The 14124-nt window shown below is 63.0% G+C and carries 9 protein-coding genes; 3 read left to right on the top strand and 6 right to left on the bottom strand.

The features are described from left to right. From BV071_RS35435 to BV071_RS15455, 6 genes are all read right to left on the bottom strand, one after another. On the bottom strand, window positions 1-327 hold a 327-nt coding region (locus BV071_RS35435; protein WP_265594486.1), incomplete at its 3' end, for a hypothetical protein. Window positions 328-636: 309 nt separating this feature from the next. Next, window positions 637-2835, bottom strand: coding sequence for a transglutaminase-like domain-containing protein (locus BV071_RS15475; protein WP_035608847.1), 2199 nt, complete (start codon window positions 2833-2835; stop codon window positions 637-639). Between the two features lie 52 nt (window positions 2836-2887). Continuing rightward, window positions 2888-4294: a DUF58 domain-containing protein gene (locus tag BV071_RS33040; protein WP_052573399.1), complete on the bottom strand. Its 1407-nt coding sequence runs from the start codon at window positions 4292-4294 to the stop codon at window positions 2888-2890. 363 nt (window positions 4295-4657) lie between these two features. Next, complete coding sequence (gene carB / locus BV071_RS15465) at window positions 4658-7951, bottom strand: carbamoyl-phosphate synthase large subunit (RefSeq protein ID WP_035608844.1); 3294 nt, start codon at window positions 7949-7951, stop codon at window positions 4658-4660. A 258-nt stretch (window positions 7952-8209) separates the two neighbouring features. Beyond that, window positions 8210-8782: a thioredoxin domain-containing protein gene (locus BV071_RS34310; protein WP_075090926.1), complete on the bottom strand. Its 573-nt coding sequence runs from the start codon at window positions 8780-8782 to the stop codon at window positions 8210-8212. 120 nt (window positions 8783-8902) lie between these two features. Beyond that, entirely contained in the window at window positions 8903-9556 is a 654-nt protein-coding gene (locus BV071_RS15455) for a hypothetical protein (RefSeq protein ID WP_035608841.1), read from the bottom strand. 173 nt (window positions 9557-9729) lie between these two features. Between BV071_RS15455 and BV071_RS15450 the strand changes: the two genes are divergently transcribed. The 3 genes from BV071_RS15450 (at window position 9730) to BV071_RS15440 (ending at window position 14109) form a co-directional block, all read left to right on the top strand. After that, window positions 9730-10839, top strand: coding sequence for a DNRLRE domain-containing protein (locus BV071_RS15450; RefSeq protein ID WP_265594485.1), 1110 nt, complete (start codon window positions 9730-9732; stop codon window positions 10837-10839). A 173-nt stretch (window positions 10840-11012) separates the two neighbouring features. Continuing rightward, window positions 11013-12188 (top strand): DNRLRE domain-containing protein, encoded by a 1176-nt coding sequence (locus BV071_RS15445; RefSeq protein WP_035608835.1) that lies wholly within the window; start codon window positions 11013-11015, stop codon window positions 12186-12188. A gap of 121 nt (window positions 12189-12309) precedes the next feature. Further along, on the top strand, window positions 12310-14109 hold the full coding sequence (locus BV071_RS15440) for a S49 family peptidase (RefSeq protein ID WP_265594484.1): 1800 nt from the start codon (window positions 12310-12312) through the stop codon (window positions 14107-14109). Window positions 14110-14124 lie beyond the last annotated feature (15 nt).

Below are 14124 nucleotides of genomic sequence, written 5' to 3'. Positions count from 1 at the left end.
ATTGAACGGCACCGCGGCACCCACGCCGTTGACGGAGATGCCGGAATTGGCACTACCCGGCAGCGCCCCGCCGGCCTGACGGACGACGGTGTCGGTATAAGGCGCATTGCCACCCGCGCCGAGCGAGCCGGTATTAGCGGCCGGGGGCGGGGTGTTATCCGTCGTGACCGCGTCGTCGAAGCGGTAGTACACCAGCGGGTTCTCGCTGAGGATTTCCGACTGATAGTCGGCCTGAGCCGGTGCGATGAGTGTGGAAGCGAATGCAGCCGCGAGCAGTGCTTTCCGGGCCTCCGGCCGGAGCCGGGAAGATATAGCAATTGGTCTCATGAGGTCTTTTTTTATGGGAGTGACAGGCGGCTTGGGTGGCCGTCTGAACCCTCGGAGTTATGGTAACCCGGTCATGAAATTTAATAATTCATGATGGGAGGATCCATGAATACACCAAAGGGACACCCTAAATGCTGCCAATAATCATTTTTTAAGACAAGAACTGAGTTCAATTCCTTGTCGGACAACTTACTGGGAATGGCCGCTAGTGCGCGGATTGAGGGTCAAAAGAAATCTTTATAGCACTCCCCGATTGGGTAGTTCCCGGCACCTAAATCCAGGTGCCTCAACCGTTCCCGCCGACCGCGACTACTTGCCCGCGAGCTGCCGCCGGATCTCCGCCACCAATGCTTGGAGCTCTGCCACCAAGCCGGGATCTTCCTCCGCGGGATCAAAGCGCAGCCGGTGATGCAAACTCAGTGCCCGACCCAGCAGTGCCGGCTCGGCCAAACGCCCTGCGAGAGGGCTCAGATAGGAAGCCACCGGCATCCCGGACGGCCGCTCACCCAGAGCCTTCCGCGCCGCCCTCTCCAAGGCCTGCAAGGGCGTCGCCTGGAAGGTCGCACCGTTGCTCCCGGCTTGCTTCTTCACCTCCAGCCGCCGCCGCGACTTCCAGAGCTTGTGGCCCACGAAGGCGAGGCCGATCCCCACTGGCGTGAGCAGGAAGAGGGCCACGATCATCATGTGGCCGGGCTTGTCGCGCCACACCAGCAGGTCTTCCTGCAGCATCTGGAAGCGCTCACGAAGTTCTTGGAATGGCTGCTTCCGCGGTGTCTCGAAGCTGGTCCAGTTCGGCGGCGTCACGTCCACATCCAGCCAGCGTTGGTTCGCCTCGTCCCAAGCCCGGCACCAAGCATGAGCGTGGGTGCCACGCACCAGCCATTCGCCGGACTTCGGGCTCTTCTCAATCACCACGAAGCCGGAGACATAGCGGGTAGGCACCCCGGCCTCGCGCAGCAGGAGCGCGGCCGCGGTGGCGAAGAACTCGCAGTGACCCGCGCGCGCATGCTCCAGGAAAATGCTGAGCATCGTGGACCTCCGCTCGGTGTTCCTGACGTATTCCTTCACCGAGGCATCGTCATCCGTCCAGCGGTGGACAAACTTGGGAACCGAGTTGTAGCGGCTGTAGCGGAAATTCTCCGCGAAGAACTTCCGCATGATGGCGATCTTCTCTTCCACGGTGCCGGCATAGAGGCCCATCTCGGTGGCCACGTTGGCGACGGCCTCTTGCTCGATCCGGGGAATCTCAAGGTCCGGCGAGTAGGGACCCGGGCGCCACGCTGACTTCCGCACCGACTCCCAAGGGGGGTGTTCGGTGGCGAAGCGCTTGTCCCACAGAACTTGGACATCGCACACCGAGGGCGGCTCCTCCACGCGGAAGGTCCCGAAGGAGTTTCTCTGCGTGGCGGCGTTGAACTGATGCAGACTCGCCGCATTCTCCGGCAGCGGCAGCAGGGCGAAGGCGCCCTTGGCATCCATTTCCCCGCGCAGGCGGAAGCGCGGCAGGCCGGCGCTGATGGCCTCGGACTGCTTCTCCAACGGCAAATCCGGTGGGCAGAGATAGTAGCCGGCATCCGGATCTTCCGGAGCCATGTTGGGATCACGGGTGAAGACGGTGGGCTTGAAGTCGGCGGTCTCGTTGCCCGTATTCGTCGGAAGGGCCAGATCCCAGGTCGTCGGGTCGGTGTTGCCGAAGCGATTGTAGGAGGCCGTCCGCAGGTACTTGGGTGGCACCTCCTCGGACTCCGGGATGATCCGCCAGAAGATTTCGGGCGATTGCTTGATCTCGCCCATGTCACCCAAGGAGGTCCGCTTCTCGAGTCCCGAGCCCTGGTCCTTGCCTCCGCCGAAGGCCGCCATGCCCCGGTCCCAGAGGGCGCTGAGCCCAAGTTGCCCGCCGATTCCTCCTCCAGCGGCTATCGAAAGGGCGAGGCCGGTGCTCAGTCCGAAACCCGTGAGAAGCCCGCCTGCCAAGAAGAAGCCCCGGTTGGCAACGATCGCCAAGGCAACCAAAATCACCAATGCCGGATAGAACCATGGCCCGTCCGCACCCTTGCCCAAGCAGGCTGCCAGCAGGGTGGCGCAGAAGTACACCTTGTCGAAGCCGAAGCGGATCTCCCGGAAGGGCAGCCCGTATTTCGCCGCATGCATCTGCCGCCGCCGCACCATCATCGAGAAGGTACCCAGCGACATGGTGCTCGCGGTCCCGTAGGATTGCACAAATTGCAGCGGCAGCAGGACCAACGGCAGCCAAGTGAAAACCCGCGCCATGGTCGTGATGCGGGCACCTTGCATGATCACCAGCACCATCGCCAGGGTGAGGAAGAGCACCGAGATCCGCCACGCCACCAGGGCCGCCTTTTCCCCGAAGTCCCAGCGCAGGGTCGTCCACTCGGACGCATATACCAGCAGCGCGCAAGCCGCGCCGATCCACACCCGCTCCTCGCCCGAGCTCACGCCCCAGAGCAGGAGCGCAGCGGCCAGGATCAGCTTGGGCAAGCGGGACACGGGTGGAACTTAGGTGGGAGCTTCAGAAATCCAAATTCGAAGAAGGCCCGGCCTAGAGCAGGCGCGGCAATTTCAGCAGGTCCTTGGCGAGCTCACCGCTCCGCAGGAAATGGCAGCGGGGGACTGCAGTCGCCGGCTTCTCGCGGCAAATTACCATCGCGGAGGCCTCGATCCCGGCCCGGGTCAGCGTGGTCAGCAACTGAGCCCGCGCCGGCGACCAGCCGGAGAACACGCAGAGACAGCCGGCCAGGTCATCGGCATGCCGCCGCACCAGTTTGGCAAGCGAATCGAAGTCCTCGCGCGGCGAGCTTTCGACTCCCGCGAGCACTTCCAGTAGGGTTTCGGAACGGGCGACTCCTTGGCCGGCGGTGATCACCCGCTCGTGGCCGGCGATGAACATCAGGTCGATCAGCGATTCGCGGGCATCTACAGCCACCACGAAGGAGGCGGCCACCGAGACGGCGTCCTCAAAAAGCGCCTCGTCCCCCACGGCCGGGAAGGTGTCGAGGATCAGGCCGTGCCGCGGGAAGAAGGTGTCTTCCAGTTCCTTCACCACCGGCTTGCCGGTGCGCGCCCAGGTTTTCCAATGGATCAGGCGCAGCGGGTCTCCCGGCTGGTAGTCGCGCAGCCCGGTGAATTCCCCGGTGGCCCCGGCATGCCGGGCCGTGGCCTCGCTGCCGGGCTGGAAGCGGGCACTACCCGGCAGCTCGAAGCGGGGCAGGGGATAGCGCTGAGGAAGCACCGCCAAGCTGGCCGCCGGAGCCGGGATTTTGCGGCAACGCTGGAACAAGCCGAGCGGGTCGGGCAGCGCGATCCGCAGGTCGTTCAGCCGGATCAGTCCGCGCCGCTTGGGCGTCATCGCGACCGCGATCTTCATGCTTGCGCCGCCCTTGAGCCTGGCCACGGGCTGGCTTTGGCCGCCTTCGAAGAGGATGCGCATTTCGCAGAGCCAGCTCCAGCGGTAGTAGGCCAGCCAGCGGTCGTAGACATTGCGGAGATGTTCTCCAGGTTCCCGGCTGCCGATGAAAAGGTCGGCCGAGGGCCGCGGATCCGGCCCGAGCTCGATCAGTTCGAAGCGGTCCAAGGCCCGGCGCCGTTGGTTCCGGAGAGTGATATGGTAGGTGAAGAGCAGCCCCGCGGTGGCATGGGCGGGCAGATCGCGCGTGGCTTCGACCTTGGCCCGACGGAAGGGCAGGAAAACCACGGCCACGAGCAATAGTGAGACGGTGAGGGCGAAGGCTCTGAACACCGCTGGGTCGGGATTCCCGCCTGCGGTTCCGGCAGCCACGATCATCACCAGCATCAGGCCCATGCCGGCCGGCCGGATCCGCCGCCGCAGGAGGTGATTGAGCGCCGTGCCCTTGGAGTAAAACCAGTACTGGTGGCCGCGGAAATAGTCGCCGAGCCAGCCGCTCTCCGTCTGGTTCTTGCTCTCCTTTTGTCGTTTCCCGCCCGGCATTCGCGCTCTCCAGCAAACTCGCCGGGGATCAGGCGCGCGCCAAGGGGAAAAGGTAGTCGGGACACGCTGTGTGCGGCTGAAGTGGTTCCGGTGGCTGCCGGAGACGAGGAGCCTCGGCGCGCTCCTCATGCCCTCCCACACTCCCAACTGCCTCAAGGAGGTTGAGGCGGTACAGAACACCGGTGCCAGTGCTCAGATCGGGACTAGAGAAAGGTGAGCCCGAGCGCACCCGGAGGCACGAGATGGCGTCAGCCGCTATAAGGGCTTCGCCGCACAGAGGGCTGTGCGGACCACCTTTTGTTGGTCTCCGGGAGCCGCCAGAACTGCTTAGTCCGCTCAGGGGGCTGAGCGGACTACTTCAGCTTACGCGTGATACTCCTGGATCGACTTCACCGTCAGCTCCTTCTCCTTGAGCGAGCGGATTGCCCGCACGGAGGCGGCGGCTGCGGCCAGGTTGGTGCAGTGGCTGACCTTGTTCGCTACGGCGCCGGAACGGATCTTCACCTCATCCTCGCGGGCGGCGTGGCCGCTCGGGGTGTTGATGATGAAGTGGATCTCCCGGTTCTTCATCATGTCGATGACGTGCGGGCGGCGGCCTTCGTTGAGCTTGTAGAGGCGGTGGCAGGGGATGTTCTCCGCTTGCAGGCGGTCGCAGGTGCCGCCGGTCGCATAGACTTGGAAGCCCAGTTCCACCAGCTCCTTGGCGATGCCCATGGCCTCCGGCTTGTCGCGGTCGGAGACCGAGAGGAAGACGTTGCCCTTCGTCGGCAGCGGGTTGAAGGCACTGATCTGGCTCTTCGCGTAGGCCATGCCCAGATCTTCGTCGATGCCCATGACCTCGCCGGTCGAGCGCATCTCGGGGCCGAGCACGATATCGATGCCCGGGAAGCGGTTCCAGGGGAAGACGGCTTCCTTCACGGAGAAGTGCGGCGGGATCACGGTCTCGGTGAAGCCGAGCTCGGGCAGGGTCTTGCCGACCATGATCTGTGCGGCGTACTTCGCGAGCGGCACGCCGGTCGCCTTTGAGACGAAGGGCGCGGTCCGCGAGGCCCGCGGGTTCACCTCGATCACGTAGAGCTGCTCATCCTTCACCGCGAACTGGATGTTCATCAGGCCCCGGACCTCAAGCTCGCGCGCCAGCTCCTTCGCCGCGCGGGTGATCTCCGCCTTGATCGGCTCGGAAAGCGAGTAGGCCGGAATCACACAAGCAGAGTCGCCGGAGTGAATGCCTGCCGGCTCGATGTGCTGCATGATCGCACCTACTACGGCCATCGTACCGTCCGCGATGCAATCGACGTCGACCTCCACCGCGCCTTCCAGGAAGCGGTCCACCAGCACCGGGCGGTCCGGCGAGACGTCCACCGCCTCGCGCATGTACTTCCGCAGCTCGGCATCCTCGTAAACGATCATCATCGCGCGGCCGCCCAGCACGAAGGAGGGGCGCACCAGCACCGGGTAGCCGATGCGATTGGCGATGGTCACTGCCTCGCCTTCCGAGACGGCGGTGCCTGCTTCCGCCTGCTTCAGTCCCAGCTTGTCCAGCAGTGCGGAGAAGTGCTTGCGGTCTTCCGCCAGCTCGATGCTTTCCGGCGAGGTGCCGATGATCGGCACGCCGTGGCGCTTGAGATCCGCTGCGAGGTTCAGCGGCGTCTGGCCACCGAACTGCACGATCACGCCGTGCGGCTTCTCCTGGTCGCAGATGTTCAGCACATCTTCCAAGGTCAGCGGCTCGAAGAAGAGCTTGTCCGAGGTGTCGTAGTCGGTCGAAACCGTTTCCGGGTTCGAGTTCACCATGATGGTCTCGTAGCCGAGTTCCTTCAGGGCGAAGGCGGCGTGGACGCAGCAGTAGTCGAACTCGATGCCCTGGCCGATGCGGTTCGGGCCACCGCCGAGGATGATGATCTTCTTCTTGTCGGACTCGCGAGCCTCGTTCTCGTCACCGTAGGTCGAGTAGAAGTAGGGCGTGTAGGCCTCGAACTCCGCGGCGCAGGTGTCCACCAGGCGGTAGGTCGGGATGATGCCGCGGGCCTTGCGCTCGGCGCGGATGGTGTCCTCGGTCGGCACGTCAACGACCGCACCCTCGGGCTCGGCGCGCGGCGGTGCGCCGGCGGGCTGATCCTTCTCACCGTGGATGGAGGCATCGTGGATCGCCGGCGCATGCGCGCGGGCCATCGCGATCTGACGGTCGGAGAAGCCCAGGCGCTTGGCATCCTTGAGATCCAGTGTGGCGAGGTTCTTGCCCTCTTCGGCGATCTCCTTGAGATGGTGCAGGAACCACGGGTCGATCGCGGTCGCTTCGAAGATCTCATCGACAGTCCAGCCATTCACGAAGGCGGTCTGCAGCCAGAAGATGCGCTCGGCATTCGGCACGGCCAGCTTGCGCTCGATCTCGTCGCGCGTCGCGCCGTGCACATCCTTCTTGTCGAAGCCGAAGCCCCAGCGGCCGGTCTCAAGCGAGCGCAGCGCCTTCTGCATCGACTCCTTGAAGGTGCGGCCGATCGACATCGCCTCGCCCACCGACTTCATGGAAGTGGTCAGCACGGGATTCGCCGTCGGGAACTTCTCGAAGGTGAAGCGCGGAACCTTGGTCACCACGTAGTCGATGGTCGGCTCGAAGGATGCCGGGGTCTCGCGGGTGATGTCATTCGGCAGCTCGCCCAGGGTGTAGCCGACGGCCAGCTTGGCGGCGATCTTCGCGATCGGGAAGCCAGTGGCCTTCGAGGCCAGTGCGGAGGAACGCGAGACGCGCGGGTTCATCTCGATCACGATCATGCGGCCCGAGACCGGGTCGATCGCGAACTGGATGTTAGAGCCGCCGGTTTCCACGCCGATCTCGCGGATCACGGCGAAGGAAGCATCGCGCATGATCTGGTACTCGCGGTCGGTGAGGGTCTGGATCGGTGCCACCGTGATCGAGTCACCGGTGTGCACGCCCATCGGGTCGATGTTCTCGATCGAACAGATGACCACGCAGTTGTCGGCCTGATCGCGCATGACCTCCATTTCGAATTCCTTCCAGCCGAGGAGGGATTCATCGATCAGGACTTCGGAAACGGGCGACAGATCGAGGCCGCGGAAGATGATTTCCTCGTACTCCTCGCGGTTGTAAGCGATGCCGCCGCCCTGTCCACCGAGGGTGAAGGCGGGGCGGATGATGAGCGGGAAGGTTCCGATCTCCTCGGCCACTTTCCGCGCTTCCTCCATCGTGTGGGCGATGCCGGAGCGAGGCATGTCGAGGCCGATCCGGATCATGGCCTCCTTGAAAAGCTGCCGATCCTCGCCCTTGTCGATCGCTTCAGGCTTCGCGCCGATCATCCGGACATTGTGCTTTTCCAGCACGCCGGACTTGTGAAGGGACATGGAGGTATTGAGCGCCGTCTGGCCGCCAAGGGTCGGCAGCAGGGCATCCGGCTTCTCGCGGATGATGATCTTCTCGACGACTTCCGGCGTGATTGGCTCGATGTAGGTCCGGTGGGCGAACTCCGGATCGGTCATGATCGTGGCCGGGTTGGAGTTCACCAGCACCACTTCGTAGCCTTCCTCGCGCAGCGCCTTGCAGGCCTGGACCCCGGAATAGTCGAATTCGCAGCCTTGGCCGATGACGATGGGGCCGGAGCCGATGACGAGAATTTTCCGGATCGAGGTATCTTTAGGCATGGCGGGACGAGGAAGCTGCCCGCGCATGGGCGGCGCGTCGGGCAAATTTCGGGGTGTTTCGCAGGCCGGGCACAGCTTGTAAAGGGTTGGATGGCCGTGATTTCGCCACCCCGCCTCCCAAGCCTGCTGCAGCGGCCTGTCAGACCCTTTTTGACGGTGGTTGAGCCGTTCGGGTATGGCGAGTTTATCCCAAAATCGCCAGGCCTTCCTTTTGGCGGATTCGCCCAGCCGGAATGGCGCAGCCATTCCGCCACGCCGTCACCGCTTCTCCATCCCCGGCTGGACCGCTGGTGCCTGCTGGGCTGGCTGAGCTTCCGCCGCGGCAGCGCTCACCGGCGGCTCCGCCACCTTCTCCGGCACATAAGCCGCAAATTTGCCGCGCACCTCGGCCGCCGGCATCGACCCAATAAACAAATCCACCTGCTGCCCGTCCCGGTAGAGTCGAACGTCCGGAATGCCATGGACACCAGCGCGTTGCGCCAAGTCCTTGGCTTTGTCGACGTTGACTTTGCCGATCACCACCCGCCCGGAGAACTCCTTGGCCACCTCCTCCATCAGGGGACCAAGCTCCCGGCAAGGCCCACACCAGTCGGCATAATAGTCGATCACGACCAGCTTCCCGGGCGTTTTGGTGAACTGGTCAAAAGCCGCGGCATCCAGCTCCCGGACTTCCGCAGATCCCTTGGGGCCAATGGGTTCGGCAATCGGGGTGGTTTTCTTGCCGGTCAGGCTCTCCCCGTCGTCGCAGGCCGGCAAAGCGAGCAGCGCCACGGCCATGGCGGCGGCCGGGATTGCTGTCCGGAAGGGGAATGATGGCAGGTGGAAATTCATTTCGCGCTTAGTGTAGCTCACCTTTTCTCCATTCCGGGGGGCAGGCCCATTTTTTTCTTCCCCGGCTGGATCGTGGGTTCCGGCGCCTTGCCCGCAGGACGGAGAGAGGCAGGCGTGTGATCATTTATGGTCCAATTTCTCCTTCTTGCCCGCAACCGCAGGCGCGGGTGCAGGGGCCGGCGCTTGTGCCGGTGCCGGCTTGAAGGAAGGCGGAAGCTGCTTGCCGTTGTCCCGGCTCATGCCGGGGACGCCGGTGGCGTTCCCGCTCTTCATGCCCTCGACGTCGGGCTTCCAGTCCTTGCTCATGCGCTGCAGCATGCCGTTCAAGATATTGTCGATGGTTTGCTCCACGACCCTCGGATCGTTCTGGCCGACCAAGTCGCCCATCTTCTTGCTCTCCGAATAGAATTCCAAGTGACCGGCCAGCTTCGCCGGATCCACACCCGCCATCCCGGCTAGGCCCTTCTCGACGGCTACATCCACTTCGGCGAGCTGGATCTTGGGACCGTATTTGTCCTTCTTCAGCTTCTCCAGGATCTCTTGCAGCTTGTCCGCCGCGGCATTTCCCTCCACGCGCAGGTTCGAGACCGTCAGGACGGCCGGTTTGCCATACACTTCCTTGTAGTTCTGGAAGGTGACCTTCACGGCGGTGCTTACCACGCCGTCGTTCTTCTTATCCTTGGGTTTGAAAACGAGGCCAGCGGCCGCGGCGGCACCAATGAGGGAAATGATGATCAGCCGGCGCATCCACGCGCCCTTCGATTCGGGGGTCATGGGAGCGTTATACTTTGAAGCTTAAGTAAAGCGAACCATTTTATCCCCCGCGATCACGGTAGCAAATAACCGGGCCCGGATATCCCGACGATGAAGGTATCGTGAATTCATCGCGGTGCCTCTCTCGCAGATTGACCTCTATCTCATGGAGGAATTGTCCTGTTAGTACTTCCATGAAAAAACCATCCCCCTTATTCGCCGCTATCCTCGCTTTGGTCTGCCATGCCGCCCATGCGGTGGTCATTCCCGTTTCGGAAGACACTTACTCCGCGCCCTCCGAGAAGATCGGCAAGGCCTTCGGGAAGGAGAACTTCATGTTGATCAATGGCGAGGGAGCTGCCGCACTTCTCCGCTTCGACGTCGCCGACTACGCCGGGCTGATCCAGCCTTCCAACGTCAGTTCGGCACGTCTTGTTTTCCATTTCTGTGAGGTGAAGAAGGCGGGTGATCTCACGATCCGTGCCGTGAGCTCCGAGTGGACAGAAGCGGCGCAAGGCAGGCGGGAGGCTCCCACGCTGAGCGCTGCCGTGCTCCATACCATTCCCGCCGGAGCGGTGATCCAAGACCAGTTCGCCGTGGTGGATGTCACGGCGCAGGTGAAGCAGTGGCTGGCGAATCCGGAGAGCGACTTCGGCCTGGCGGTCACCTGTGGCGCTGCCACCAACGTCCAGATTGCCACCAAGGAAGGAGTCAAGACCGGGCACCCGGCTTGGCTCGAAATCGAGAGTCACCTGGTAAGCGGCAATGACCAGATCGCCGCGGGAGTGGATGCCGCCAAGCTGGGCGACGGCAAGGTGAGCAATACCGAGTTCGCCTTCCTCGACGGCGTCCTATCTCCCTTGCAGGCGCAACTCAACGACCTCAACACTTACTTCAGCAATGCCATCCCCACGGCTGTCGCCGGTAAAGTGGACAGGGCCGGCGACACGATGACCGGCCCGCTGACAGTAAGGTCTGATATCAAGCTGGGAACTGACGGACAATTCCAAGCCGCTGCAGGCGACGAGAAGCTCCGGACCATGCGTGGGACCTTGGTTCCCACTTCCACGACTGCCATCGAGACCCGTGCCGGCTCGGGCTTCACCGTCACAAACGTGGGAGCCAAGAAATTCAGGGTGAACTTCACTGTCCCGTTTTCCGGCCTGCCCACGATCATTACGTCCTATCACAACGATACTGGGGTCGCCTTTGCGGCGGTTTCAGAGCTTACGGCCAAAGGTGTCACCTTGGGCTTGGACTTACCCGGGCTCACCGCTGAATTCATCCTCGTCGGCCCGCGCTGACTAGCGTTTGGCGTCTGACCGGAAGACCAGCAATTCCCGGGGAAGCCAGCTATCTTGCGGCCATCGCCGCAGGTTCCGTCAGCGGCACCGGCAATTATGCGACAAAGCGTAAAAGATTGCCTTTGTAGGGAAAACCCGGCTTTCAGATAGGGAACCACCGAATAAATTTTATCATGAAGCGTGCTCTTCTCCTCCCGGTCCTTCTCTTGCTGGCTCAGTTTGCCCAAGCTGCGGTCATTCCTGTCTCTGAAGATACCTATACGGCGGCTAATAGCAAAATCGCCCGCGGCTACGGCAAGTTCAAGACGCTCACGCTGGCTCCAGGTGCCGCCGTGCTGATGCGCTTTGACGTCAATGATTTCGCCGGGCTGATCGCAGCCGACAAAGTGAGTTCCGCGCGGGTGATCGTGAACATCACCAAGGTGAGGAAGACGGGTGGGCTCCGCTTCCACCGCGTGACCTCCGAGTGGACGGAATCCGCCAACGGGGTCCGGGAGGCACCCAGTTTCATTCCCACGCCTTTCGCAACATTCCCCGCGGATACCGTGAAGACGAACCAGTTCGCGATGGTCGATCTGACGGCCGAGGTGAAGCAGTGGCTGGCGGCGCCTGAGACGGATTTTGGCATCGCGATCACGGGGGACGCTGGCACGGCGCTGGATTTCGCCTCGAAGGAAGGCCCCACCGAGGGCGAGCCGGCCTGGCTGGAGATCGAGAGCCTGCAGGTGACGAGAGATGCGCAGATCGCTCCCGGTGTCGATGCGGTGAAACTGGGCGGCGGTAGCGTGGATAATACGGAATTTTCTTACCTGAATGGAGTGAGCGGCCCGATCCAAAGCCAGCTGGATGCGGCAAGTGCGGCTGCGAATGCCGCGAACGAGGCAGCAAGCGCTGCGGCGACCGCGGCGGATGCTGCGAACGAGGCAGCAAGTGCCGCGGCGACCACGGGGGATGCTGCGAACGCGGCGGCAAGTGCTGCGGCGACCACGGCGAATGCGGCAGTTGCGTTGGTGGATGCGACAGCCATTCAATCCATCAGAAAGGATTTTTCCGAGCCTCCGCTGCGCGTGGTGCGGGGCACCATTACTTGGAAAAATGGTGCGGTCACGATTGCGGATGGTAGCGGCTTCACGGTGACCAATCCATCCACGGAAGTCTTCGCAATCACCTTCAACCAAGCATTCGCCAGTGTCCCGACCGTGGTGAGCAGCTTCCAAGTGCCGCTGGTGGAGGCTAATACCCAACTCGCTTTGGGCGTGATCGGAACCACCAGGACGTCCACCACTTTCAGGAGCCAGATTCAAGGTGAGGGCCGCAGCATTCACTTCATTGCCATCGGCCCGCGCTGAGCGCCAGGTTTCCAGCTTGGGGATGGAATTTGCACCGGGGCGCCTTTTCTGCTCTCTTCCGCCAAACCGGCGAGGTGGAAAATCGCACAAATTGCGCTCCGCCTGCCGCTTTTCGGCCAACATGAAAACCACTCTCGCTCTCAGCCTGCTTGCCGCCACGCTGCCTCTCGCCGCGGCGGACAAGGAGAAGGATAAGGACAAGTCAATCGTCGCGATCTACGATTTGGAGGGCAAGCTGTCCGAATCCGGACGTCCCGAGGCTTCGCTGCTCGATGGCTTGGGCATCGAAGCGAACCGCCCGATGACCCTCTTCGATGTTTCGCGCAGCCTGGAGTCCGCGGCAACCGATCCGAAGGTGAAGGCCGTGGTGCTGGATGCCGACGACGCCGAGCTGGGGCTCGCGCAGATCGAGGAACTGGTGCGGCGGCTCAAGGTAGTCCGCGATGCGGGCAAGGATGTGTGGATCTACAGCGACACCCTGAGCAATGCGACCGCGCTGCTGGGATCCGCGGCGAACCACTTCACGCTGATGCCGGAGGGCGATGTCGATTTCCACGGCATCTACTCCGAGTCGATGTATTTCAAGGGCCTGCTCGACAAGGCGGGGGTGGTGGCCGACGTGATCCACATCGGCGATTTCAAGAGTTACGGCGAGGAATACTACCGCACCGGCCCCAGCGACTTCGCCAAGCAGCAGAAGGAAGAGCTGATCGGTGGCATCTTCGACCAGATCGTCGCCAAGGTCGCGGAGGGCCGGAAGGTCCCCGCCGAGAAGGTCCGCGCACTGATTGATCTTGGCACTTTCACCACCGCGCAGGCCAAGGAGACCGGTCTGGTGGATGAGCTGAAGCACCGCACCGATTTCTCTTCCGCCGTGCGCGCCGCCTATCCGGGGGCTGACTTCGATCACGAATACAAGCTGCCTGATCTCGATGGCCCGGAGCTCACCGGCATGTTCGATGTCTTCAAGCTGATGTTCCAGTCGGACAAGTCGAAGTCCGGGAAGAGCGATTTCGTGGCCGTGGTTTCCCTGGATAGTGACATCTCGAACGAGAGCATCGCACCGGTCCGCAAGGAGATCCTCAAGCTGATCAAGGACGACAAGGCTAAGGCTCTGGTGCTGCGGGTGAATTCGCCGGGCGGCTCCGCGCTCGCCAGCGAGGTGCTGTGGGAGGCGACCGATGAATGGAAGGCCAGCGGCCGGCCCTTCGTGGTCTCGATGGGCGAGGTGGCGGCCAGCGGCGGCTACTATGTTTCATCCGGCGGTGACCGGATCTTCGCGGAAGAGGGCACCATCACTGGTTCGATCGGCGTGGTCGGCATGAAGCTGGTCTTGAATGGCGCGCTGGAGAAGCTCGGCATCACCACCCACGCGACCCAGCGCGGCGCGCGCGCCGGGGCCATGTCGATGTTCAAGCCCTACACCGAGGAGGAGACCAAGATGATCCGCGACTCGATGCTCTCGGTCTATGGCACCTTCAAGAAGCGGATCGAGAGCGGCCGTGGCCCGCGTCTCAAGGGCGACCTCGAAGGCATGGCTGGCGGCCGGGTTTACACCGGTGCCCGTGCGCTCGAGCTGGGTCTGGTGGATGAACTCGGCGGTCTCGGCGAAGCGATCGACTACGCGGCGAAGAAGGCCGGGGTCGAGGCCAGCACTGCCCGCCTTGTCCCCGAGCCGAAGAGCGCGATCGAGGGACTCTTCGCCCAGCCGGAGAAGAAGAGCGACGATGAGATCGTGAAGATGGGCGTTCGCACTTCGCCGGTGAAGGAAGCGGTGATGGCGACAATCGGTGATGTGAAAGTCGCCGCTCTGCCGAAGCCAGCACGCGAGGCGGTGAGCCATGTGCTCAAGCGGATCGACTCCTGCTCGGACTCGGCGATCCAGCTCATCGGGCCGGAGATTTCGGTGCCGATGAAGTGAGAGCGTTCTTCAAGC

The sequence above is a fragment of the Haloferula sp. BvORR071 genome (assembly GCF_000739615.1).
Taxonomy (GTDB): Bacteria; Verrucomicrobiota; Verrucomicrobiia; order Verrucomicrobiales; family Akkermansiaceae; genus Haloferula.
The sequence above is the reverse complement of the archived record's forward strand: the minus strand, read 5'-3'. Positions and strand labels throughout refer to the sequence as shown.